Below are 25,785 nucleotides of genomic sequence, written 5' to 3' on the forward strand. Positions count from 1 at the left end.
TGACTAAGATTCCTATTTAACTCTCTGCAAATACAATACATCACAGAGTTTCTAACTTAAGAAACTTATTATTTTGGTCAGTTGTTAGTCTAAACTGGCCTCTAACGCCCAATTGACTAAGAAATGGTCTAAATCTCGCGGCGGGTAACTGCAAACGCAAACCGTTGTGTGTGACAACTTGAACAACACTTGCCGCACCAGAATAATGAGATAAAAACGTTTGATATGAAATGTTGAGATTGAAGTAGTAATAGTTCATGAAGTGAAAACTAAGTGACATAAACAAATAAGGTGGTCTTAATGACCACCCTATTGTGTTGTTTACTATTCGTCTAGTGCTTTAGTCACTTTTTCGAATAGATCTTTAGCAAGATTATCCATTGCTTTGAGCTTTTCAAGTTCTGCACGAATCATTGCTTGGCGAGCTTCATCGTATTTACGGAACTTAAGCAAAGGATCAATCATTCGAGAAGCTACTTGTGGGTTCGAATCATTTAGTTGGCGAAGAATTTCACCGGCAAACTGGTAACCTACACCGGATTTATCATGGAAACGTACAGGGTTCGCACTTAAGAACGAGCCAATTAAGCTGCGCGTACGGTTCGGATTTTTCAAACTAAATGCTTCGTGGTTCATGGTTGCTTTTACTTTTTCAAGAGCATCCTCTGCAGGATTGCTACCTTGAAGTGCAAACCACTTATCCATAACCAAACCATCGTGCTTCCATTTATCGCTATAATCAGCCATAAGTGCTTCACGACACTCGAGCTGAGCGTTATTTGCAGCACTCATCGCAGCAATCGTATCTGTCATGTTATTTGCAGATGCGTACTGCGCGTTGACTAAATCATTACCTTTTTCCGTATGTGCTAGGTACTGAAGGCAACGGTTACGTAAAGCACGCTTACCAATAGCAGCATGGTCGATCGTATACTCTGTTTGCTTAAGCGTGTGATAAGTTGCACTTAGCTCATCTTCTAACTCTTTAGAAAGTGACACTGTAATGCTGTTTAGCACTTTGTCTACGGCATCGATATCAATTTGCTGGTACCAACCAGTAATCTCATTGATTGAAGGCATAGAGAAAACTTGAGCAATGAAAGCTGGCTCAAGCGTTTCATCCAACAGCACACCGCGGAAAGCATCTATCACACCTTCAGAAAGCGATACTTCTTGTCCCGCTTGAACGTTTTTCACATTCTGACGAATGTATTTAGCCAATAGCATTTGGCTAGCGTCCCATCGAGCAAAATCGTTCGTTGCGTGCTTCATCAAGAAGACTAACTCGTCATCGCTGTAATCGTATTCTAATTTGACTGGTGCCGAGAATTCACGCAACAAAGATGGCACTGGCTGTTCTTCGACATTTTCAAATACGAACGTTTGCTTATCTTGTTTAATATCCAGCACGTTATGAACAGATTCACCGTTAATCACCAGTGGGATAACTCGACCTTTCGAATCATACAACTCGATATCGAACGGAATATGCAGCGCTTGTTTTTCTGCTTGGTCTTGCGTCGGCTCCGTAAATTGCTCTACCGTTAGTGCGTAAGTTTTTGCATCAGCGTTGTATTCGCTATTTACGCGTAGCGTTGGTGTACCCGATTGGCTGTACCACAAACGGAACTGTTTTAAATCAACACCGGTGGCATCTTCCATTGCAGAAACAAAGTCTTCACACGTCGCGGCGGTACCATCGTGACGTTCAAAATAAAGTTTCATTCCTTTTTGGAAGCCCTCTTCGCCAAGGAGTGTATGGTACATGCGAATAACTTCGCTGCCCTTTTCATACACCGTTAGCGTGTAGAAGTTATTCATCTCAATGACTTTGTCAGGACGAATCGGGTGAGACATTGGGCTTGCATCTTCCGCAAATTGAGGACCACGAATAATACGTACGTTATCAATACGGTTATCAGCACGAGAGCCTAAGTCAGAAGAGAATTCTTGGTCACGGAATACGGTTAAGCCCTCTTTTAGACTTAGTTGGAACCAATCACGACAAGTGACACGGTTGCCAGTCCAGTTGTGGAAGTACTCATGACCTATCACAGCTTCGATGCCTAAATAATCACGATCTGTCGCAGTTTGATCGTTCGCCAGAACATATTTTGAGTTAAAAATGTTCAAGCCTTTGTTTTCCATTGCACCCATGTTGAAGAAATCAACAGCAACGATCATGTAAATATCCAGATCGTATTCCAGGCCAAAGCGTTCCTCATCCCACTTCATCGAGTTGATCAGCGATGTCATCGCATGACCTGCACGATCTAAGTTACCTTTATCAACAAAGATTTCTAAATCAACACTGCGACCTGACATCGTTGTATATTTGTCACGCAATACATCAAAGTCGCCTGCAACAAGGGCGAACAAGTAAGCTGGTTTTGGATGCGGATCCTGCCATTGAACCCAGTGACGACCGTTCTCTGCATCGCCTTCTGCAATTCGGTTACCATTGCTCAGCAAATATGGGTAAGCAGCTTTATCTGCGATCACTTTTGTTGTGTATTTTGCTAGAACATCCGGACGGTCTAGATAGTACGTGATACGGCGAAAGCCCTCAGCCTCACACTGAGTACAAAATGCGCCGCCTGATTTGTACAAACCTTCGAGTGCTGTATTCGCTTCAGGATCAATTTTGGTGACGATTTCAAGTTCAAACTCGGATGGAAGATCGGTCAGTACCAGCGATGACTCCTTCACCTCGTGATGAGCCCAATCCTCACCATTTACTTTTACAGCGCGTAGCTCAAGCCCTTCGCCATCGAGTTCTAGCGTTGTTGTATCGCCTTTTTGAGCAACTTTTGATACCGCCGTAACGATTGTGTCATTGTCATATAGATCAAAAGTAAGATCGATATCAGTAATCGCATGAGATGGCTCTTTATAATCTTTACGATATTTGGCCTGGGGAGCTTGAGACATGAGCATAAATCCTTGTATGTCGAACAACAAAAATACCAGACTGCATGATCAAAAATGCAGTTCTGGTATCACTATATAAGCTATTTGTAGGGGTTGTGGTATCAGAATACAAGTCTTTCTATCAAAAAACGGAGCTTTTAGTGCTCTAGCTCCGTTTTTTGATTAACATTTAAACAACATTAATGACTTACCGTACGCACGCGTAATTTGGCGCATGTTAAAGGCATCATGGCGTAACTCTATTGAGTACGGCGTACATATCACCATTGGAATCTTCGATCGTTAGCTCATTCTTGTTGAGCTTATACGTGGTTCCATGCTCGCCATTTTCATACAACAGAACCAAAAACTCATCTTCTGTGTAAAACACACCTTGTTTGATGGCCTCATCCCCTTCTTCGTTCGAAACCCTAAACATGAACACGAAATCAGGTTGAAGTATCAAATCCATCTGATTAATGTTGTTTGCCACAAGACCGTCGCCAGATACGTGAGAGCTAGACCAAATACCTGCAAGTGAATTGGATAATCCCTTAGTGAATGTTACACCATTAAGATCAAGCGTATTATGGTTGTTGCGATAGGCATAAATTTGAGGCTCGTCGGTGTTTAAACCAAGAACGATGGTGTCTTCATTTGCGTTATACAGCCCTTCCCAATGGTCAACGGAATAGTCTTTCTTTTGAATATCAATAGAAAAGCTGTAGTCAGAACCTAATGAGAGTTTGATCGCACGAAAGTTTTCAGCCGACTCTTCGGGGTTTGGGTTCATCAAATACCAGTCTCCGATGAGAAACGGCGTGTCAAAGTGACTTAATTCATCTTCTCTGGTGTTTTCTCCACCAAACACACTAAAGCAGCAAAAGCTAAGTAAAATAAAGAACCACTTCATATAGGCATCCTTATCGTTTTCTTTTAGCTTAGCCAGTAGTCCTCACTTTCGCGAAATTTTAGATGTAGATCACGTAAATTATTGGGGGAAAATAAGCGAATATCTTGCTCGATATCGAGACAGCGGAAGACAAAAAGGCATAAAAAAAGAGTGAATCTGAAAGACTCACTCTTTTTATTCTAAATTGCCAGTTATTATGACTGATTTTCCTGCTTAAGTAGATCGACCATAATCGCGACAGACTCATCTAAATAAACATCAGGAGCCTCGTAGTCTTTTGGTATGTCATCCAATGTTTTGAATGCTTTTTTACCCAAAGCAGCTTGACGTTCATTTATGCGTTGTAATCGAAGTGCTTCCGCTTTATCCGATTCAGCTTTACGAACTTTCTCGTTCAAAGACAAAGTATTATCGTCTTTTTCTTTACGATATTTCTCGATGTCTTCATTGATAAAGCGGAACTCCATCTCATCAGAAATACGCTTGTTATGAAGAGCAGTAAGTTTTTCAACTAAGGCGTCGTTACTTGGAAACGTTTGATATTGTGCTTTATCAATCTGATCCCAAGGTAAAGCATTGTCTTCAACACTTTCACCAGTTTCAGAAGCCTCAATTGGCGTTGGGTACGAAATATCTGGTGCAACACCACGATTTTGCGTACTTCCACCGTCAATACGATAAAATTTCTGAATCGTGTACTGAACATAACCTAGCTCTTTATCGAACAGATCATAAATATGATTCAGTGAACGATGTTGCTGAACTGTACCTTTACCGAAAGAGTTTTCACCTAAGATGATTGCACGATTATAATCTTGCATTGCCGCTGCAAAAATTTCAGATGCTGAAGCACTGTAGCGGTTAATCAATACCGTCAATGGGCCATCATAACTCACTTTTCCATCGGTATCGGCATTCACTTTGATGCGGCCATAGCTGTCACGGACTTGAACTACAGGGCCTTCTTTAATGAATAAACCTGTCAATGCCGTTGCTTCTGTTAGCGCACCACCACCATTGTTACGTAGATCAACGATTACGCCATCAACGTTTTTGGTTTTCAACTCAGCTAGTAATTTATCGGTGTCTTTCGATAAGCCGACGTAGAAACTTGGTACTTCTAAAATACCAATCTTCTTACCGTCTTTTTCGATGATTTCTGACTTAACCGCACGATCTTCTAAGCGAACTTTGTCACGAACAATTGTGACAATGTAACTCTTCGCATCGTTACCTTCTGGCAAGATCTGTAGATTAACCTTTGTGCCTTTAGGGCCTTTGATTAACTGAACAACATCATCCAGACGCCAACCGATCACGTCGACAATCTCTTCACCGTCTTGTCCAACACCAGTGATTCGGTCCCCTTCACCAAGTTGCTTACTCTTTGATGCCGGACCGCCAACAACAAGTGAACGAATTACTGTGTAATCGTCTGTCATTTGCAAAACGGCGCCGATGCCTTCTAGAGAAAGGTTCATTTCCGATTGAAATTGCTCGGCATTACGTGGAGAAAGGTAGCTTGTATGAGGGTCAACCTGTCGCGCGAAGGCATTCATATACAACTGAAATGCGTCTTCATTGTTGGTCTGTGTGATGCGCTTCATCGCGTTGTTATAACGCTTCTCTAAAACTTCTTTAATCTCTGGCCACTCTTTGCCAGTCAGTTTCAGATTTAACGCGTCATATTTCACACGCTTGCGCCACAACTCGTTGAGCTCTGCTTCGTCTTTTGGCCATGCGGCTTCAGAGCGGTCTAACTCTATCTCGTCATCGGTATCAAACTTGATCTCTTCATCGAGTAGAGTTAACGCATAAGCAAAACGATCGAAACGCTTCTGCATTGAGAGGTTGTAAACATCAAAAGCAATTTGGTTGTTGCCCGATTTAAGCTGATCATCAAGCTCGACTGACCAATTTTTAAATGAATCGATGTCTGCTTGAGTGAAAATATTTCTATTGTAATCAAGCAACTCTACATAGCGTTCAAAGATCGCTTTAGAGAAATCATCATTGAGGCTGAAGTGCTTATAATGAGAGCGGGTAAATCGCGAGGTGACTCGCTTGCTAGCTGTTTCATGCTGAACTTCAGGAGAAAGAACCGGCAGGTCATCTTTATGTAGTTTGGCTTCAAGAGCCTGAGCTGATGCTGCTAGCCATAAGCTAGCAGCAATCAGGGTCACTTTTGAACGGCAATTCATGCGTAGGAGTATCTCCTTTATGCGCGCAAGTGCTCCGCTTTCACAACCATTTGTAGGCCGTTAGCAAGTTGAACACGTACATCATCCTTATTGATTTCAACAATGGTCGCTGCCATGTTTCCTTTGCCCATGTTCACGTTAACTGCGTTACCTACTGTGATTTCATCAGCATTTAGAGCGCGCGTTTCTACAGGCTTAGTTGGTTTTTGTACTTTTGGTTTATTAGTACGACGAGGCTGTTGAGGCTTTTTAGCCGCAGGTTTCGCTTTCGCCTTACCCTCTTCACGAGCTTTTTGTGCTTGTTCTTTACGACGAGCCTGAACTTTCGCCTTGCTTTCTGCAAGTGTCGCTTTCGCGTGTTCAACGTGCTCTTCTTCTAGCTCACCACAAGGGTTGCCATCTAGGTCTACACGTACTGCACCTGGTTTTACACCGTGTAGGTAACGCCATGATGAAGTGTACTGTCTTAACGCTGCACGAAGCTGTGTTTTGCTTACTTTTTCGTCTTCATTTAGACGTTCCGCAAGATCTTGAAAAATACCAATTTTCAGAGGTTTTGCTTCACCTTCTAAAGTAAAGCACTTAGGGAAACATTCAGCAATATATGTAATAACTTCTTTGCTGTTTTTTAACTTTTCAGTCATGAGGGGTCCTGATTTGAGCGGATTTCCGCGAGCATTAAGAAAAAATATTCTCGTATTATAGTGACATGCCAAGGAAAAACCACACTCGAAGGCTAATTTATGCGTCGTTCGCGTGTGAATTAAGCAGCTTTTCTACTTCAACCATGAAATGAGTGAGACCTTCTTCGTCTGTTTCATTAAATCGGCCAATACTTGGACTATCAATATCAAGTACACCAGCCACCTTTCCATTAATAGAAAATGGAATCACAATTTCTGAATTGCTCGCTGCATCGCACGCAATATGCCCCTCAAATTCGTGAACGTCGTATACTCTTTGTATAGTATTAATTTGTGCAGCAGTACCGCAGACGCCTCGACCCATTGGGATACGAACACAAGCTGGTTTTCCTTGGAACGGACCAAGAATAAGCTCTTCACCCTTTGTTAGGTAAAAGCCTGCCCAGTTAAGATCGTCAAGTTCCATGAAAAGCAATGAGCTCAAGTTTGCTAGGTTCGCAATAAAGTCTGGTTCAGACTCAATTAGAGCAACAGCTTGTTTGGTTAGTCTTTGGTATTGTTCTAAGTTCATATTAACTTCCTACTTACTATAAAAGCTTCCATTCTCAATGTATGGCGCTAAAATGCAGCCCTACTTTATAATAGGACTTATTCTCAATTACAATGCTTCTGAAAAATGACACTATTAGCCGTTCTTGGTTGATAACACAAGTAAAAAAGCACAAGTCCAAGCTGATCATAGCGAACTTGATAGCGGTGCTTGCAACCTTGATTAGTGTTCCAATTCCCCTCCTCATGCCTTTGATGGTTGATGAGGTGTTATTGGACCAACCTGCAAAAGGCTTAGATGCCATGAATGCCATTCTCCCTGAAGCGTGGCACACTCCGACAGGCTATATTTTCTTCACCCTGTTCTTGGTTGTTCTTATGCGAGCTGCGAGCCAAGGATTAAATATCCTTCAAAGCCGACAATTTACGCTTGTTTCAAAAACCATCACGTTTGAGATGCGCAGTAAAATGATCGACAAACTCGGCCGTATCAGCATCCGACAATACGAGACCAAAGGTAGCGGCGGAATCAACGCACACCTTATCACTGACATTGAGACCATTGATAAATTTATTGGTTCTACGTTAGCAAAATTCGTTATCAGTTTTCTGACTGTTATTGGTACTGCTATCGTTCTACTTTGGCTCGATTGGCGACTTGGTCTGTTTATCCTGTTAGTTAACCCTATTGTCATTTACTTCTCACGTAAACTAGGCAGTATGGTTAAACATCTGAAACGGAAGGAAAATCATTCTTTTGAAATTTTCCAAAACCGTTTAGTTGAAACATTAGATGGAATCTACCAACTACGCGCGGCCAATAAAGAGCGAGAATTTCTCCAGCAACTCAAAGACAGTGCGAACCAAGTTCGCGTTGATGCAGACAAGTATGCTTGGCAATCTGAAGCGGCTGGTCGCGTTTCTTTTCTTCTCTTTTTGATCGGCTTTGAATTATTCAGAGCTGTCGCAATGTTAATGGTCATGTTCAGTGACCTTACTATTGGCCAAATATTTGCCGTTTTTGGTTACCTATGGTTCATGCTGTCTCCTGTTCAAGAGTTGCTTGGGATTCAGTTTTCTTGGTATAGCGCTAAAGCGGCATTAAAACGCATCAACGACTTATTAGAGTTAGAAGAAGAGCAGAGACCGGTTTCTAAGGTAAATCCTTTCAAAGAAGGTAGAGAAGTTGATGTTAAAGTAGAAAACATTAATTTCTCTTACAATAATGAAAACAAAGTCCTAGATAATCTTTCTTTACATATGCCGGCAGGAAAGAAAGTGGCGTTAGTTGGTGCAAGCGGCGGTGGTAAGTCAACCTTGATACAATTACTTATTGGGGTTTACCGTCAAAACTCCGGTAGCATTCGCTTTAATGATGAATTAACAGAAGATATTGGTTTTGAAGTAATTCGCGACAAAATTGCCGTGGTATTACAGCAACCTATACTATTTAACGACACCTTGAGGCATAATCTAACGCTTGGTGGGGATTTTGACGAAATGTCACTTTGGCGTGCGCTTGAAGTGGCTCAGCTGCAAGATGTTATTTCTCAACTGAACCACGGCTTGGATACTCAAGTTGGTCGTAATGGCATTCGTTTGTCAGGAGGTCAACGACAACGGCTTGCCATTGCTAGAATGGTGCTGAGTAATCCTCAATTTGTTATTTTAGACGAAGCCACGTCTGCGCTAGATACCGCTACTGAAGCGGCTTTACACAAAGCACTGACCGAGTTCTTACGTGGTAGAACAACATTAATCGTTGCGCACCGACTATCCGCTGTTAAACAAGCCGATTTGATCTACGTGCTTGAAGATGGGAAAGTGACGCAAACAGGTACTCATGGTGAGTTAGTTGAGCAAGAAGGCTTATATCAAACCTTATATGGGGGCATACAGTCCCACGCTTAAATCGTTCAAGCTAGAGAGGTCGTTATGACCTCTCTGTCTAAGCACGCCATGCAACCCAATAACGTACGTCTGTGCCAAGGTTGTGAATTGCCTGTCGACATCGTCGACTTACCCCATGGCAAAAATGCACACTGCCCTCGTTGTGGTACACAATTATATCGCGGAGGTAGCCCTAGCCTCTCTGGTAATCTAGCCGTCGCGATAACCTGTATCCTACTATTTATTCCATCGCACTTTTTTAGCTTTATTAGCATCCGACTCTTTGGTGTGATGATTCCGGCAACCCTGCCTTCAGGGATGATCACATTGATGGAAGAAGGATTTGTTCTTCTTTCATTGCTCATTCTATTTTGTAGCTCTCTAGCGCCACTGACGGTTTGTGTTTCAGTGGTAACGGCGCATATTTCTTTACATCAACGATGGTTCCGTGGGCTTCGTATCTCACTGTGGCTAATTCAACATTTGAAGCATTGGGTTATGTTGGATGTGTTCTTAGTTAGCATCGCCATTTCCTGTTTTAAACTCCAAGATTATTCCGACATTTTCGTCGGTCCAGGGTTAATTGGTCTGGTTCTTTTGCAGATATTTACCGTTTTGTTAGTTTCAAGAATCAGCGTGCGTCGTTATTGGGAAGCTTGGAAACCAGAAAGTTTATATGCTTTTGAGCATAAAGATGTGCATTGCCATGAATGCCACTTGTCCCAGCCTGAAGGTGACCATTGCCAGCGTTGTCATCACGAGTTATATCATCGCAAGCCAAACTCCATTCAGAAAACATGGGCTTACCTCATCGCAGCAACGGTCGCCATCTTCCCTGCTAACCTGATCCCTATTTCCATCTTGCTTACCAATGGTAAGCGTTTGGAGGACACTATTTTTTCAGGCGTGGCTGGTTTGGTAAAAAGCGGCATGTATGGAATCGCTGCGATCATTTTTGTTGCGAGTATCGTTGTCCCGGTGATTAAAATACTTGGGCTCGCCTACATCATGCTTTGCATCCAATTCAAACGTTCGGTGTTTAAGAGACAACGAATGATGGTTTACTTTGTTGTTAAATGGATCGGTAAATGGTCTGTGATGGATTTGTTTGTTATTTCTATCATGATGACTTTAGTCGATCGTGGTCAGATACTGGATTTCACACCAGGATATGGCGCCGTAGCATTTGGTGTTGTCGTAGTGTTGACCATGCTTGCAGCAGAAAGTATTGATCCAAGGCTAATCTGGGACCAAACAAACCCAAAACAATCAGAAAAAGAGTCAATGAATGAGTGATCAGAACAGTTCTCAAACGTCATACGTACCAGATGTAAAGCGGAGTAAAGGCATATCTCCTCTTTGGCTGTTGCCAATTTTGACCATGGTCTTAGCTGGCTGGCTTGTTGTGAAGTCGATACACGATGCAGGACAACGAGTGCAAATCTATTTTTCTGATGCCGCTGGTCTTGTCGCCGGCCGAACCACTATCCGTTACCAAGGATTAGAAGTCGGCATGGTAAGAGACATTAACCTCACCGAAGATCTCGGCAGTATTTATGTCGATGCTGATATCTATCCTGAAGCTGCAAAGTTACTGAACGATAAAACACGCTTTTGGTTAGTAAAACCAACAGCTAGCCTAACGGGAGTTTCCGGACTGGATGCGCTCGTCTCAGGTAACTACATCTCGATTCAACCCGGAGATGGTCAAGAGTTTGAGACAACATTCCATGCGTTAGACTCTGCTCCAACAGATTTACGCGTTTCTCAAGGTTTGAATATTAAGCTCAAAAGCCGTGATTTAGGTGGTGTATCGGTTGGCTCTCAAATTGTTTATAAGAAAATCCCAATCGGTGAAGTGTACAGTTACCAGCTAGATGAAGATGCAAAATCTATCACTATTCAAGCCAACATTCAGGATCAATACCGACATATCATTAACAACCGCAGTCGATTCTGGAACGTCAGTGGAATTGGTGCCAGCATCGGTTTTGAAGGTGTCGATGTAAGACTAGAAAGCATGAGTGCCTTACTAGGTGGCGCCATCGCAGTCGACTCTCCGGATGATGGTGAGCCTGTAGAAGAGAACACCGAGTTCCGTTTGTATAAAGATTTGAAAACTGCTGGTCGAGGCATCGCGGTTAAAATCGTCCTACCTGATGACAGCAAGATCAGCGGAGAAGGCGCTCCAATTATGTATCGCGGAATTGAAATTGGCCAAGTTACGGACTTGAGCCTTTCCGAAGGTCGAGAAGTGATATTGGCGTCAGCGGCAATTCAACCCGCTTTTAGTGACATGCTGACGACAGGTACTCGATTTGTCTTAGAAGAAGCAAAGGTGTCCCTCTCTGGTGTAGAAAACATTGCTAATTTAGTGCGAGGAAACTTCTTAACGATCGTGCCGGGCGCGGGTGAACGCTCTCGCCGCTTTACTGCGATTCGTAAAAACGTGTTTAACCAACAGCAAGAAAAGTCCATCGCGATTCGGTTGGTGTCCGACAATTCGTTTGGCCTAGATAGCGGTGCCAATGTACTTTATAAAGGCATCGTTGTTGGTTCAATCATCAAAGTGGGCCTAGTTAAGGAAGATAAAAAATCACAACACGAAGTATTTATGGATGTATTGATTGACCATGAATACAAACATCTGATCAAATCAAACAATCGTTTTTATGTAACCGGCAGTGCATCAGCAGAGTTAACTGAATCCGGGCTCAGCGTTACCGTTCCTCCAGCAAAGCAGTTGTTAACCGGGTCAATTAGTTTTGTGAGCGAAGGCAAGCAGGATATTCAAAAAGAGTATCAACTGTTCCAAAATGAATCATTGGCTGAATTGGCGCAGTACAATCAAAGTGGCTCTAGGGCTCTAACACTATTTGCTTCTGAATTGCCGCCGATTTCCAAAGGCAGCCCTCTACTCTATCGTAATCTTCCAGTTGGTAACGTCTCCGATTTCCAGCTAGTTGATGGCGGAGTACTAATTAAGGCTACTATCGAAAACCGCTTCGCTTATCTTGTAACGCCACAAACCGTTTTTTGGAATCGTTCAGGGATTGAGATAGATGCATCATTAGCCGGAGTCAGTGTGAAAGCGCACCCTTTAAAATCGTTAATCGAAGGTGGCATCGCTTTTGACTCCGTACCAGGCGTTGAAAACAAAATCGGAGAAAACTGGAAGCTGTATTCTGATCAAAAAACCGCTCGCAAGTTTGGGCGCGTCATTGCTTTAGAAACCGACGGTTCGCAAGAGATTGCTAAAGGAATGCCGATTGAATATCAAGGTGTTAAAGTTGGTGAAATCACTCTGGTTGTACCGAATTTTCGTCGTAACATGGTTGAAGTCACTGCAAGGATCCTACCTGAATACGTAGAAAACATTGCAGTTGAAGGCTCACATTTTTGGCTAACTGAACCAGAAATTGGTTTAGGTGGCGTTAAAAACCTCGGGGCGTTGGTTTCGAAATCCATCAGTGTTGAGCCAGGTAAAGGTAAAGCTAAATTTGATTTTCAATTAGAAAATAGTTCAGAACGCGTGCATGGAATCATGTTTACGTTACAAAGTGAACAGAGAGGCTCAGTACAAGTCGGTACCCCTATTCTTTACCGCCAGATGGAAGTTGGCCAAGTGACCGACGTAAGCCTAGGAGAATTTGCTGATCGCATCCTCACGACTATCAAAATACAGCCTGAATATGCTTACCTCGTTCGTCAAAACAGTGTGTTCTGGAATGTTTCAGGAGTAGATGTTTCCATCGGGCTTACCGGCGCTAACATCAAAGCGGGAACCTTTGATAGTTTAGTTCGCGGAGGAATTGCGTTTTCAACGCCAGAGCAATCGACTATTCCACCAGCGGCAAAGAGTGGGCAATCTTTCTTTTTGTATCCACAAGCTGAAGAAGGTTGGACTCAATGGCGTACAGCAATTCCGAAGCCGTAGAATAAAGCTCAATTCACGTAAAATTGAAGTTTGATCACTTTAAAAGAGCAGCAATCGCTGCTCTTTTTTATCGCTCGGCCCTTGTCACTATTCGTTTCTGCTTCGCTTTCGTATATTATTTGCCACAAATTCTGCAAACGAGATCCCACATTGCATCCTAATGTTTACATCCCAGACGCGTTTCTGGAAAAAATCCAAACTATCCTTCCTGCTCACCTCAACATGGAAGACTTTATCGCGTCGTGCCAAAAGCCACTGCGCAAAAGTATTCGAGTTAATACGTTGAAGATCAGTGTTGAAGCGTTTCTAGAACGAGCAGAAGCAAAAGGCTGGAAGCTTTCTCCTGTGCCTTGGTGTGACACGGGGTTTTGGATTGAAGCGGATGAGTCAGTTGTACCATTAGGCAACACAGCAGAACACATGTCTGGCTTATTCTACATTCAAGAAGCCAGTTCGATGATGCCGGTATCTGCTCTGTTTATGAATGATGAATCTTACGATGCCGTGTTAGATACCGCAGCCGCTCCAGGCTCAAAAACCACTCAAATTGCAGCTTTAATGAACAACGAAGGTGTACTTGTGGCCAATGAATACGCCGCAAGTCGTGTAAAAGTACTGCACGCTAATGTGGAACGTTGTGGGGTACGTAACGCCGCACTAAGTAACTTCGATGGACGCGTTTTTGGCGGTTGGCTACCAGAACAATTTGATGCGGTTTTGCTCGACGCGCCTTGCTCTGGAGAAGGCACCGTTCGCAAAGACGAAGATGCGATGAAAAACTGGACGCAAGCTTCCGTACTCGACATCGCTGACACACAGAAAGATCTTATTGAAAGCGCCTTCCATGCATTAAAGCCCGGTGGTGTGATGGTTTACTCAACATGTACGCTCAGTACAGAAGAAAACCAACAAGTTTGTCAACACTTGAAAGAAACCTTTGGGGATGCTGTAGAGTTTGAAAGCCTTGAGAACTTGTTTGAAAACGCAGAGGCAGCTCTAACTGAAGAAGGCTTTTTGCATATTTTCCCACAGGTCTACGACTGTGAAGGGTTCTTTGTTGCAAGAATTCGCAAACTGGCTGCTGTTGAGGCGCCAGAAGTCAAAAAGCGCATGGGGAAATTCCCCTTTGCTAAAACTTCAAAAAAAGAATCGACAGAAATTGCTCAACAACTCCAAAGCGCGTTAGGTATTAAACTTCCAAATGACAGTTCTGTATGGCTTCGCGATAAAGATGTCTGGTTATTCCCTAATGCTTTAGAAGCGATGATCGGCGAATTACGCTTCTCCCGTATGGGTATAAAGATCGCGGAAGCCCATAAAAATGGCTACCGTTGGCAACACCAAGTCGCGACTGCCCTGGCGACAGGTTCTGAAAGCAACGCCATTGAACTCAGTATTGAAGAAGCGCGCGAATGGTACATGGGGCGTGATGTTCGCCCACAAACCATTCCTGAGGGAATGAAAACAGGTAAAGGCGAAGTGCTTGTCACCTATCAAGGCGCAGTTATTGGCCTTGGCAAGTGGGTAAGCAACCGAATAAAGAATGGTCTCCCTCGCGAATTAGTACGAGATAAGAACTTATTTTAAAAGACGTAACGAACCATAAATAAATGAAAAGCCATCGTATTTGCGATGGCTTTTTAATTCGTAAGTATGAAAGCAAGTGGGCTCGCTAGCGATCCGGACACGCTGTACTAAACTAGTTGTATCAAAGTAATGCTTTGATGTGGCATTTCTCTCTATGTTCACCAACAAAATTATTGTTGGACAAGTTTAGCGCAGGCTCTGCGGAGCCGTTTCCCCTAGGCCCAAAAAAAGGAAAAGTTTGGGCCGTTTTTTTGGCTGTAGTTCCACTATACGTGAGTTTGGACTACGCTAGACGAATACCGTCTTTCTCAATGACAATTTTACCCTGCTTGTATAAGCCACCGATGGTCTTTTTATAAGTCCCTTTACTTGTGCGGAAAGCATCAAAAATCGCTTCAGGAGAAGACTTGTCATTCAAAGGCAAAAATCCGCCTTTCTTCTCTAGCAAGTCAAGGATCTTACTAGAAAGATCGTCCATTTTCGCCACACCGACTTTTTGTAGAGCAAGGTCGATTTTGCCATCTTCACGAATGTGCTTAATAAAGCCTTTCAGCTTTTTACCGATGTAAAGCTTACCAAAAACATCCGATGGGAAAATCATGCCCCAATGCTTACCATTAACGATAGCTTTATAACCAAGTTGACTACGCTCTGCGATGATCAAATCAACTTGCTCGTTAACTTCATAATTCGCTGGAGTTTTATCTAACCATTTATTGAACTTAGTCGTACCAACAATGCGACCTGACGCTTTGTCGGTATAAACATACACTAAAATGGTTTGTCCGGCAGAGAAGCGAGTGCGTTGCTCACTAAAAGGAATCAGTAAGTCCTTTTCTTTGATGCCCCAATTTACAAAAGCACCTGTCGCATTCACACCCTCAATCTTCATTAAACCCCATTCACCCACTTGGGCAATTGGTCTTTCAATGGTCGCAGCAAGTTGGCTTTCTGAATCGAAGTACAGAAATACGTCTACATGCTCACCAATTTCAGTACCCTCTGGTACATACTTACTAGGTAGTAGAACAGAACCGTAATCATCGCCATCCAGAAATACGCCAAAATCAGCCTTTTTAATGACTTCTAAGCTGTTAATTTGACCAATTTTAATCATTGATTTTGTCTCTTTTTAAATTTACGTGGAATTATACCTAAACTAACAAGAAAATCAGAGAGAAAAGCATAGTGCTCTGTTATGCTGTTGTCGTTCAGCTATATGCCCCAGTCACTCTTTTAGCACTCTTATACTTACCTGCTCAACGGAACGCATAAGTTAAGAATGCTTTAGCAAAGTCAGGAGCTTTCTTTGGTCACCGTCGATAAACAAGACTCAATAACATTAAAAATCAGTCATGCACTCGCAAAGAGCAAAAGTGTCGACCTAGATATTTACTTTTTTATACCTGGTGAGCTTGGTTTAAACGCCGATATCATCAGTGAATCCGAATTTTATTACACCTCAATCACACAGCAACGATCTTATTACAGTACTGAAATCCTTCTTCCGCTAGTACACAGTCGACTTGCCAAACGTGGACGCCTGTCGAATCAGCAATACCGAGTAAGTTTGAGTTTGTTCGCTTACCAATACGTTATCGCGCTAGACAAAGCGGTAGCAAGTTTAAACAAGCATGAGAACAACTCCGTAACGGAAGATGAAGTGGACGAAGTTATCGAGCTCACGCTTGAGATCTTAAAGCGCTTGCGGCGTTCTATTCCTTATGAAGAGAACTTAAAACGCTACTACGTTAACATCGATAACTATCTGTCTTGGTATACCGAGCAAAAGTTCCTGTCACTGGTGGCTCATCTCCCACGTGAAGGCGACTATGGCACGATCAAGAAGCGCCTGATCACGCTATGTGAGAAAGAACAAGCCCATCGTAAACTCAACAAATACAACTCATCAAGAGTCGTTGAAGACGTTACTCGCCTATCTAACAAAATGCGCTTGCTAAGGCGATTGATTGAACACCCTATCGTGCTTCGTGAAGAAACCATATCGATGGGTAACAACATTAAGCGCGCTATCAAAGGTATTGCAACCGGTTTGGTGATGGTTGTCGTGACCTCGACCGTGATTCTCGCTCGCGATTATCTGGGGGAAATTTCTGCCTCATTCATTATCGCGATGTCTTTTATTTACGCTTTACGAGAAATCTTTAAAGATGATTTACGCGATGCCATGTGGCGATGGATCCGTAAAGGCAAGCCAAAATGGCGTAAGAAGTATGTTGATCCAACGACGAAAAAAGTGGTTGGCAAAAAATTGGAGTGGCTCGATTATCGCACCTTAAGTAGCTTGCCGGATAAGATTCAAAGAATACGGAAAAAGCGCGTCGTGCAACGTGAAGAGCAGATTCTTCATTATCACGAGAAAACCGAAATGGCGACCTCTCTTTTCTTGAGTGGTTACGAACAAACGAGAGAAACATTGAACATCAGTTTGCGCCCTATCATCCGCTTGATGGATAAAAGCTCAAACCGAGTTTACCGTTTAAATGAAGGTCAAGTAACCAAAGAGTCAGTAGAGAAACGTCATTTGCTCAATGTGATTGTCAAAGAGGACAACCACACCGATGAGCCTGTTTATTACCGCTGGAAAGTGGTCTTAAATCGCTCCAAAATCGTCTCTATCGAGAAGATTGAACTCAATTAAGCCACCACCTTTAAACAAACGAGCCACAAACCACTAGGCAGCCTCTTTTCTTTGTTTGGCTGCTTTTTTTATCGAAAGAGTAAGCGAGAATTCAGCCATTGGCTCGTCACCATGTAAGTTAGGACACAGCGCGACAATTTTTACGTCACGATTTACTCGTTCACCCGTTGCCAAGGTGTGCTCGAGCATCTCATCAATGACATGACCATCGTTACAAACAAAGTGCACATCGGCTTCCGGGCGCTTTAAAAACTCGGCTTTCACACCTTTAAATGCCAGCGAGATCGCTTCTCCCTTTTCTTGCGCTTTACTCATAGCAAGAAAACCACCAGCAACATCAGCGCCAACGGCTAAAGCACCGAAATACATGCTATTCAGGTGGTTCTTCGTCCTTCTGCGCAATGGGATACGAACCTCAACATGCTTGCTATCTATCGCAATGATTTTAGGGTGGCAAAGCCAAATCAGCGGCACTTTTGAAAAGCCAAACAGATTTAGATACAAATTCGCACGACGTAGAGCTGATAACATTTTGGTCTCCTTACCAATCTAGTCAGACCAGTTAATCAACGAAAGAAATAGATGTCAAAGAAATGTTAACAAAAGCTCGATCTCACGAGTTATTTAACCCTCAGGAAGTGACAGCGTCACCCGTGAGGTATGAAGTTTATCGCAGTTACTTAGATTACCTTACAGCGAGATAGATAAAATGGTTATAAATTCAAATGTATATATATTGATTTAATGATCAAGTTTTGTCATTTATACATAAGTCATTTAAATGAATACCTACACCTTTGTATACAATTCGGTATTTCCTGGCGAAGATTCCCGTGAAACGGTTTATTCCTGCCTGTAATTCCGTTATCTTTACCCCTTCGCAATAGAGAATAAAGCTATAACATGCCTATAAAAACAGATGAATTGAGAACCCAACCTTTGGGTCCAATGCCTACCCCAGCAGAGCTAGGTAGTGTACATCCTATTACGGATGACGTTGCAGACCGTATCGCTCAATCTCGTCGTCAGATTGAAAACATTTTATCGGGTGAAGACGATCGCCTTCTTGCGATTGTAGGTCCGTGTTCTGTTCACGACACTGAAGCTGCCATTGATTACGCCACTCGCCTGAGTGAAATCCAAGACAAGTACAAAGACGAACTGTTTATCGTGATGCGTACTTACTTTGAAAAGCCTCGTACAGTAGTTGGTTGGAAAGGTTTGATTACGGACCCTAACCTAGATGGTTCTTACGCACTTGAAGCTGGTCTTCATAAAGCTCGTAAACTACTACTGGATATCAACAAGCTTGGTCTTGCGACTGCTACTGAGTTTCTTGATATGATCACTGGCCAATACATCGCGGATTTGATCACTTGGGGCGCGATTGGTGCTCGCACAACGGAATCACAAATTCACCGTGAAATGGCGTCGGCACTATCTTGCCCAGTTGGTTTCAAAAATGGCACAAATGGCAACGTAAAAATTGCAATTGATGCAATTCGCGCATCGAAAGCATCGCATTACTTCTACTCGCCAGATAAGAACGGTCGAATGACGGTTTACCGCACAAGTGGCAACCCTTACGGTCATATTATTCTGCGCGGTGGAGAAAAAGGCCCTAACTTTGATGAAGCATCAGTCAAACAAGCATGTGATGCTTTAGCTGAGTTTGGATTGCCACAACGTTTGGTTGTGGATTTCAGCCATGCAAACTGTCAGAAGCAACACAGAAAACAAATCGACGTAGCTCAAGACATTTGTAACCAAATTAAGTCAGGCAGCACTCGTATTGCGGGTATCATGGCTGAAAGCTTTATTCTTGAAGGCAATCAGCCAATGACTGACATCAATAACCTAACGTATGGTCAGTCTATTACAGATCCATGCCTAGGTTGGGAAGACACTGCTACAATGCTAGATATGCTGGCAAGCGCTGTTAAGTCCCGAAAGTCCCTATAACAAAATAATCAAGGAATCTTCATGCCATCGTTTGATATTGTTTCTGAAATCGATACGGTTGAACTACGTAACGCCGTTGATAACGCTAACCGTGAATTGTCTACTCGTTTCGATTTCCGCAACGTAAATGCGAGCTTTGAGCTAGTAGAAGAAAACGTAAAAATGTCTGCGGAAGGTGACTTCCAACTTAAGCAAATGCGCGACATTTTACGCGGCCACTTAGCGAAGCGTAACATTGACGCGAACGCAATGGATGCACAAGACCCAGACGTTACTGGTAAAAACTGGCACCAAACTCTGCTTTTCCGTCAAGGTATTGATACTCCAACGGCGAAAAAAGTAGTGAAACTTATCAAAGACGCAAAGTTAAAAGTACAAGCTTCTATTCAAGGCGACAAAGTACGTGTTACTGGTAAGAAACGCGACGACCTGCAAGCGACAATGGCAGCGATTCGTGAAGCAGAGATGGGTATCCCATTCCAGTTTAACAACTTCCGTGATTAATCAATCTGAGAAGTAAGTAAAAACGCCAGCGCATAATCCGCTGGCGTTTTTTATTGGCTTTTGTGTAACGAACTACGTATCCACTTTTAGCATTTGGCATTGCTAGATAACCAAGTCCTGCCCTTGCAGCAATACGAATTCGCTCGTTCCTTGCGGTATGAACACGCAAATTCGAAGCTTTTCAGCTTTAGCCTTGGCCAGCATATCCGAAAGCTCAGCAGCGCTCGAGAAAGCTTCTCTTTCTGCATCTCTGCGTATTAGTTCTAACACATTCGCTTCACATCGAGTTGAGTACAGAGCCAGCTCCGCTTGTTGCATATAGCGTACGGCTTTTATTGGCAACATCTCAACATCTTTCCCAACATGTATCCAAGTACAACTTCCCTTTTCATCTAAAGGTGTTGCCATGGTCGCTTGGTAAATTGCTTCTAACTCACGATTATCTCGCGCGTTTTCCACCTCGGGATTCGAGAAAAATTGCTCCCAAAACTTGCGGCGTAAATCGACGCTAGGCAGTGCCTCTTTAATTGAGTTTCGCTTTGAGTTAGCAAAATCCGCCATCAACCCCATGTTTTGTGGCAGTATCGATTCAAGCTTTTCACGGATGTTTCGAATTAAAACTGGCGAAGCTCCACCACTAGAGATAGCGATTTGGATGCGGCCACGATTAATCATTGACGGCGTGATGAAATCACAATAAGGCTTATCATCCACAACGTTAACCAAGATGCCTAGCTCTTTGGCATCTTTGTACACTTGGTGATTTAGCTCAGGATTGTCTGTCGTCGCCCACACTTGAACAAAGTTTTTAGTGACAATGTCACTCGAATAGAAACGTTGTACCCAGCGCAGTTGATGCTCAGAAGCAAGCTTAGACAGAAAATCAACCAACGTCGGAGAAACGATAGTCACATCCGCCCCAGCCTTTAGCAACGCTTCCACCTTTCGGCTTGCCACCTCACCGCCACCCACGACGAGAACGGGTTTATTAATTAAATCTAAGAACAGAGGAAAATATCGCATTTCAATCCATGATTACTCTAATTAGCTGTTGTAGACCATGCTACCAAAAATGGGGCAAGCTCATCACCCTGTTTCGGTATCACAAATAATTTTTGTTTGAATTTTTACTGAACTTCACCTTGCTCAGCTAATGACAGTTTTAATAACAACTTTTTATTCTTTTGTATTGTTCACTCTTCTATTGATTGTTCTGATGCACCAAATTGTCCATGAATTGCACTATTTACAAACAATTAACATTTCGTCATTCTAAATCTCAAGGCACTTTGTAAGTTCTCTCAAAACTTCATTTAAATTATATATTTGAGAATTAACAGATCCTTTCCTACGCTTATAACTGGTTGATCTATCGAATGCCGTTTCTTCGAAAATCAATCACGTAGGACGATAACTCTAACGAATTGGACACGTTATTTCAGGTCACTCCTGATTAAACATGGATCATACAGGAAGGATACAAATGGCAAATAAACTCACAGTTCTTGCTTCCGTCGTAGCGGCTTCTACTGCGATGATGGCAACATCAGCTCAAGCAGCAGACACTACTCTGGACAAAGTCACAAAACAAGGTTTTCTTACTTGTGGCGTAAGTACCGGTCTACCTGGTTTCTCTAACCCTAACTCAAAAGGCGAATGGGAAGGTATCGACGTAGAATATTGCCAAGCACTGGCTGCAGCCGTTCTTGGGGATAAAACGAAAGTTAAATATGTACCCCTAACCGCAAAAGAACGTTTCACTGCGCTTCAATCTGGTGAGATTGATGTGCTTTCCCGTAACACGACCTGGACTCTCCACCGTGACACTGCACTGGGCCTAAACTTCGTAGGTGTGAACTACTACGACGGTCAAGGCTTTATGGTGAAGAAGGAACTTGGTATATCAAGTGCTAAAGAGCTTGATGGTGCGTCGGTATGTGTTCAATCAGGTACAACAACCGAGCTAAACCTTGCAGATTATTTCCGCAACCAAGGCATGGCGTACAAACCAGTGGTATTCGACACAGCGGCGCAAACTTCGAAAGGTTTTGATGCGGGACGCTGTGACGTATTAACAACTGACCAATCTGGCCTTTATGCACTACGTTTGAATTTGAAAGATCCGTCCTCTGCGGCCGTTCTTCCAGAAATCATCTCTAAAGAGCCACTAGGTCCAGTCGTTCGTCAAGGCGATGATCAATGGTTTAACATCGCTAAGTGGACATTGTCTGCGATGATTAACGCTGAAGAATACGGTATTAGTTCGAAGAATGCGGATGAAATGCTGAAGTCAACAGATCCAAACATCAAGCGTATCCTCGGTGTTGATGGCCCTAAAGGCAAAGGGTTGGGTATCCGCGACGATTGGGGCTACCAGGTTATCAAACAAGTTGGTAACTATGGTGAAAGCTTCGAACGTACAGTCGGTACTGGTTCGCCGTTAGAAATCTCTCGTGGCGTTAATGCGCTATGGAATTCAGGCGGCTTTATGTACGCGCCACCAATCCGATAGAAAGAGTTAATCAGGGCGGTTCATGCCGCCCTTTTTCTTGATTATATCTCACTGTATGAGTAAGGATCGCTCATTGGATGGCGAAAAGCGCTCGCTTGGTGGAACGGCTTTAAAGGTTCGTATGTCACCAGACATGAGAGCGTTATTCTTTAGCCAGCAAGGACGAAACTTCGTTATACAGGCCGATATCTATAACTAAGGTTTGAGGTTATCGCTGTATGAAACCGACACAAGATACATCGCCAAGTACGATGTCCAAACCAAGCGGAAGCAAGAGCCTGATTTATAATCCTGCCTTTCGTTCTGCTATTTTCCAGATCATTGCCATTGCTGCACTGGTATTTTTCTTTTACACGATTGTAAACAACGCTCTCAATAACTTAGATGCTCGTGGTATTGCAACGGGCTTCGGTTTTCTGAATCAAGAAGCCGGGTTTGGTATTGGGTTAACATTAATTGAATACGATGAAACGTACTCTTACGGTAGAACATTTATCATCGGCCTTCTTAATACGGCGTTAGTCTCCGTATTAGGTATTATTCTGGCTACTGTGATTGGCTTTACCATGGGGGTTGCCCGCCTTTCTTCTAACTGGTTAGTTAGTCGTTTAGCGGCAGTTTATATCGAAACTTTCCGAAATATCCCCCTTCTTCTGCAAATATTCTTCTGGTATTTCGCTGTTCTTCAAGCATTACCCTCACCACGCCAAAGCTTAAGTCTTGGTGAAGCTATTTTCCTGAACGTTCGTGGCTTATATTTCCCTGCACCGACTATGGAACCTGGCAGTAGCTACGTTATTGCCGCGTTAATCTTCGGGGTAATCGCAAGCTTATTAATTAATGTATGGGCGAATAATAAGCAACGTCTCACTGGGCAACAAACCCCAATGGGAAGAATAGTTTTGGGTTTAGTTGTTGGCCTTCCATTGGTTGTGTACTTCCTTGCTGGTATGCCAATTTCACTGAATTATCCTGAACTAAAAGGGTTTAACTTCCGAGGTGGTATTAGCATTATTCCTGAATTGGCTGCGCTACTTTTGGCATTGAGTGTTTATACAGCTTCTTTCATTGCTGAGATTGTGCGCTCTGGTATTAATGCGGTTAGCCATGGTCAAACCGAAGCAGCGATGTCGCTAGGCTTACCACGCTCGAAAACTTTAAAGCTTGTTGTCATTCCTCAAGCGTTACGAATTATTATTCCACCTTTAACCAGTCAATATCTCAACCTCACCAAAAACTCATCGTTAGCGATGGCGATTGGTTACCCAGATCTTGTCTCTGTGTTTGCTGGTACTACCCTGAACCAAACGGGACAAGCGATTGAGATCATTGCGATGACGATGGGCGTGTACTTGACATTAAGTCTGATTACGTCTGCATTAATGAACTTGTATAACCGTAAAGTCGCGCTGGTGGAGAGATAATATGAGTACTCATCAATTTCAACCGGATCTCCCGCCACCCGCCAATACTGTAGGCTTCGTTGGTTGGATGCGGAAAAATCTATTTAATGGCCCTATCAATTCCATTGTTACTGTCATTCTTGCGTATATTGTCGTAACTGCAATATGGTATATCGTGGATTGGGCGTTTATTAACGCAGACTGGATTGGCTCAACGCGTGACGACTGTAGCCGAGATGGTGCTTGCTGGGTATTTATCAGCGTGCGCTGGGAGCAGTTCATGTATGGTTTTTATCCAGAGTCCGAACTATGGCGCCCTCGCCTGTTCTATATCACATTAGCCATATTTACTGTTTTACTCGCGTATGAGAAGACACCGAAACGGATGTGGATTTGGCTTTTCTTCGTAAACATCTACCCATTCATCATCGCTGGACTTTTATACGGTGGTGTCTTTGGACTAGAAGTGGTAGATACACACAAGTGGGGTGGACTACTCGTTACGCTCATTATTGCGCTAGTTGGTATCGTAGTTTCATTGCCAATTGGTGTGGTGCTTGCGCTTGGTAGACGTTCAGAGATGCCGATCATTCGCAGCATTTGTACCGTCTACATTGAAGTTTGGCGTGGCGTTCCTCTGATTACGGTTTTGTTCATGGCTTCGGTTATGCTTCCATTGTTTATGTCTGAAGGCTCAGAGACAGATAAACTGATTCGCGCCCTTATAGGTGTGGTTATGTTTGCCTCCGCTTACATGGCAGAAGTGGTACGCGGTGGTCTACAAGCCATTCCGAAAGGTCAATATGAAGCCGCTGATGCGCTTGGGTTAAGTTACTGGAAAAAGACTGGGCTGATTATCTTGCCACAGGCGCTAAAGATTACTATTCCTTCTATCGTGAACACCTTCATCGGTTTGTTTAAAGACACCAGTTTGGTACTCATCATTGGCATGTTTGACGTACTCGGTATAGGACAAGCAGCAAATACCGACCCTGAATGGTTAGGTTTTGCTACAGAAAGTTATGTATTTGTCGCGTTAGTGTTTTGGGTGTTTTGTTTTGGCATGTCGCGCTATTCGATATGGCTTGAAAACAAACTTCATACCGGTCACAAACGATAACTCATCAAGATCAAGGACGTATTATGACGCAACAACAAGACTACATGATCCAATTGAAGGACATGAATAAATGGTATGGTGAGTTTCACGTACTAAAAAATATTAACCTCGACGTTAAGCGCGGCGAGAAAATCGTTATCTGTGGTCCATCAGGGTCGGGAAAATCAACGATGATTCGCTGTATTAACCGTCTTGAAGAGCACCAAACAGGCAGCATTTACGTCTCTGGTACGGAATTAACTGAAGACTTAAAGAACATTGAAGCAGTACGCCGAGAAGTGGGCATGTGCTTTCAACACTTTAATCTCTTCCCTCATTTAACCGTACTGGAAAACTGTACGCTCGCGCCTATCTGGGTGAAGAAGATGCCAAAAGATGAGGCAGAAGCAGTTGCGATGAAATATCTGGAACGTGTAAAAATTCCAGACCAAGCGGAGAAGTATCCCGGTCAGCTGTCTGGTGGCCAGCAACAACGTGTGGCGATTGCTCGCTCTTTGTGTATGAACCCTAAAGTCATGCTTTTTGATGAGCCAACATCTGCACTCGACCCGGAAATGGTTCGCGAAGTACTGGATGTAATGGTCGAACTCGCCGAGGAAGGCATGACTATGCTATGTGTGACACATGAAATGGGCTTTGCTAAAGAGGTTGCCGATCGCGTGATATTCATGGACGCAGGAGAGATCATCGAAGAAAACAACCCTGTTGATTTCTTCGAAAATCCTCAATCGGATAGGACCCAAAATTTCCTAGCGCAAATCTTACACCACTAAGATTTAGCCGAATCGACATAAAAAAGCACTGGTTTCTATGAAGCCAGTGCTTTTTGTTACTAAATTCAAAAATCTGTGTAAGAATCAACATAGCTATGCTAGGCAGTAATATTGTGTTACAAGTTGCCAAATACATAACATCTTATTTCTATTATTATTTTATCTAAGTTACGTATGGTTAGGGCTTGATTTTTTGAACTTTCAATCCCATAAATGTA

Annotated in this window: 21 protein-coding genes; 12 read left to right on the top strand and 9 right to left on the bottom strand. The window is 43.1% G+C overall.

The annotated features are described in order from the left end of the window. Nucleotides 1-40: 40 nt before the first annotated feature. From IJ23_RS23855 to IJ23_RS03170, 6 genes are all read right to left on the bottom strand, one after another. Nucleotides 41-259 (bottom strand): DUF2835 domain-containing protein, encoded by a 219-nt coding sequence (locus tag IJ23_RS23855; protein WP_005377440.1) that lies wholly within the window; start codon nt 257-259, stop codon nt 41-43. A 65-nt stretch (nt 260-324) separates the two neighbouring features. Beyond that, complete coding sequence (pepN, locus tag IJ23_RS03150) at nt 325-2,931, bottom strand: aminopeptidase N (protein ID WP_033905321.1); 2,607 nt, start codon at nt 2,929-2,931, stop codon at nt 325-327. 226 nt (nt 2,932-3,157) lie between these two features. Beyond that, entirely contained in the window at nt 3,158-3,823 is a 666-nt protein-coding gene (locus IJ23_RS03155; RefSeq protein WP_033905322.1) for a hypothetical protein, read from the bottom strand. Between the two features lie 194 nt (nt 3,824-4,017). Continuing rightward, complete coding sequence (gene prc, locus IJ23_RS03160; RefSeq protein ID WP_033905323.1) at nt 4,018-6,024, bottom strand: carboxy terminal-processing peptidase; 2,007 nt, start codon at nt 6,022-6,024, stop codon at nt 4,018-4,020. Between the two features lie 17 nt (nt 6,025-6,041). Then, nucleotides 6,042-6,668: an RNA chaperone ProQ gene (proQ, locus tag IJ23_RS03165; protein ID WP_033905324.1), complete on the bottom strand. Its 627-nt coding sequence runs from the start codon at nt 6,666-6,668 to the stop codon at nt 6,042-6,044. Between the two features lie 97 nt (nt 6,669-6,765). Next, nucleotides 6,766-7,239, bottom strand: a complete 474-nt coding sequence (locus IJ23_RS03170; RefSeq protein ID WP_033905325.1) for a GAF domain-containing protein — start codon at nt 7,237-7,239, stop codon at nt 6,766-6,768. 92 nt (nt 7,240-7,331) lie between these two features. Between IJ23_RS03170 and IJ23_RS03175 the strand changes: the two genes are divergently transcribed. From IJ23_RS03175 to rsmF, 4 genes are all read left to right on the top strand, one after another. Further along, complete coding sequence (locus IJ23_RS03175) at nt 7,332-9,128, top strand: ABC transporter ATP-binding protein (RefSeq protein WP_033905326.1); 1,797 nt, start codon at nt 7,332-7,334, stop codon at nt 9,126-9,128. Nucleotides 9,129-9,152: 24 nt separating this feature from the next. After that, nucleotides 9,153-10,403 carry a paraquat-inducible protein A gene (locus IJ23_RS03180; protein WP_033905327.1) on the top strand — a complete coding sequence of 417 codons (1,251 nt, stop codon included), beginning with the start codon at nt 9,153-9,155 and terminating at the stop codon, nt 10,401-10,403. Continuing rightward, nucleotides 10,396-13,044, top strand: a complete 2,649-nt coding sequence (locus IJ23_RS03185; protein ID WP_017821870.1) for an MlaD family protein — start codon at nt 10,396-10,398, stop codon at nt 13,042-13,044. The genes IJ23_RS03180 and IJ23_RS03185 overlap by 8 nt, the downstream gene beginning before the upstream one ends. Before the next feature lie 150 nt (nt 13,045-13,194). Further along, a complete protein-coding gene (gene rsmF / locus IJ23_RS03190; RefSeq protein ID WP_017821869.1) occupies nt 13,195-14,631 on the top strand; it encodes a 16S rRNA (cytosine(1407)-C(5))-methyltransferase RsmF in 1,437 nt (478 codons plus the stop codon). A gap of 283 nt (nt 14,632-14,914) precedes the next feature. Here the strand turns inward: rsmF and IJ23_RS03195 are convergent, their stop codons facing one another. Continuing rightward, the gene (locus IJ23_RS03195) at nt 14,915-15,748 is read right to left on the bottom strand and encodes a CvfB family protein (protein ID WP_017633794.1); all 834 of its coding nucleotides are present in this window, start codon (nt 15,746-15,748) and stop codon (nt 14,915-14,917) included. Nucleotides 15,749-15,940: 192 nt separating this feature from the next. Between IJ23_RS03195 and IJ23_RS03200 the strand changes: the two genes are divergently transcribed. Beyond that, on the top strand, nt 15,941-17,293 hold the full coding sequence (locus IJ23_RS03200; protein WP_005377421.1) for a hypothetical protein: 1,353 nt from the start codon (nt 15,941-15,943) through the stop codon (nt 17,291-17,293). Nucleotides 17,294-17,326: 33 nt separating this feature from the next. Here the strand turns inward: IJ23_RS03200 and IJ23_RS03205 are convergent, their stop codons facing one another. Continuing rightward, entirely contained in the window at nt 17,327-17,824 is a 498-nt protein-coding gene (locus IJ23_RS03205; protein ID WP_033905329.1) for a DUF4442 domain-containing protein, read from the bottom strand. A 372-nt stretch (nt 17,825-18,196) separates the two neighbouring features. Here IJ23_RS03205 and IJ23_RS03210 point away from each other — a divergent pair, with 372 nt between their 5' ends. Together IJ23_RS03210 and IJ23_RS03215 are read left to right on the top strand one after the other, a co-directional pair. Then, complete coding sequence (locus IJ23_RS03210; protein WP_005390197.1) at nt 18,197-19,255, top strand: 3-deoxy-7-phosphoheptulonate synthase; 1,059 nt, start codon at nt 18,197-18,199, stop codon at nt 19,253-19,255. A gap of 21 nt (nt 19,256-19,276) precedes the next feature. Beyond that, nucleotides 19,277-19,759 carry a YajQ family cyclic di-GMP-binding protein gene (locus IJ23_RS03215; RefSeq protein WP_005377415.1) on the top strand — a complete coding sequence of 161 codons (483 nt, stop codon included), beginning with the start codon at nt 19,277-19,279 and terminating at the stop codon, nt 19,757-19,759. 102 nt (nt 19,760-19,861) lie between these two features. Here IJ23_RS03215 and IJ23_RS03220 read toward each other — a convergent pair whose 3' ends face one another. Continuing rightward, nucleotides 19,862-20,782 carry a precorrin-2 dehydrogenase/sirohydrochlorin ferrochelatase family protein gene (locus tag IJ23_RS03220; RefSeq protein ID WP_033905330.1) on the bottom strand — a complete coding sequence of 307 codons (921 nt, stop codon included), beginning with the start codon at nt 20,780-20,782 and terminating at the stop codon, nt 19,862-19,864. A 460-nt stretch (nt 20,783-21,242) separates the two neighbouring features. On the opposite strand from IJ23_RS03220, the gene IJ23_RS03225 reads away from it, so the two are divergent. The 5 genes from IJ23_RS03225 (at nt 21,243) to IJ23_RS03240 (ending at nt 25,567) form a co-directional block, all read left to right on the top strand. Continuing rightward, complete coding sequence (locus IJ23_RS03225) at nt 21,243-22,271, top strand: amino acid ABC transporter substrate-binding protein (protein ID WP_033905331.1); 1,029 nt, start codon at nt 21,243-21,245, stop codon at nt 22,269-22,271. A 73-nt stretch (nt 22,272-22,344) separates the two neighbouring features. Next, nucleotides 22,345-22,470 (top strand): hypothetical protein, encoded by a 126-nt coding sequence (locus IJ23_RS25685; protein ID WP_258516054.1) that lies wholly within the window; start codon nt 22,345-22,347, stop codon nt 22,468-22,470. 19 nt (nt 22,471-22,489) lie between these two features. Further along, nucleotides 22,490-23,695: an amino acid ABC transporter permease gene (locus IJ23_RS03230; protein ID WP_033905332.1), complete on the top strand. Its 1,206-nt coding sequence runs from the start codon at nt 22,490-22,492 to the stop codon at nt 23,693-23,695. 1 nt (nt 23,696) lies between these two features. Continuing rightward, nucleotides 23,697-24,794: an amino acid ABC transporter permease gene (locus tag IJ23_RS03235; protein WP_005389988.1), complete on the top strand. Its 1,098-nt coding sequence runs from the start codon at nt 23,697-23,699 to the stop codon at nt 24,792-24,794. Between the two features lie 23 nt (nt 24,795-24,817). After that, the gene (locus IJ23_RS03240; protein ID WP_017634609.1) at nt 24,818-25,567 is read left to right on the top strand and encodes an amino acid ABC transporter ATP-binding protein; all 750 of its coding nucleotides are present in this window, start codon (nt 24,818-24,820) and stop codon (nt 25,565-25,567) included. The last annotated feature ends 218 nt before the right edge of the window (nt 25,568-25,785 follow it).

This window comes from Vibrio sp. OY15 (assembly GCF_000742455.1).
Lineage (GTDB): Bacteria > Pseudomonadota > Gammaproteobacteria > Enterobacterales > Vibrionaceae > Vibrio > Vibrio alginolyticus.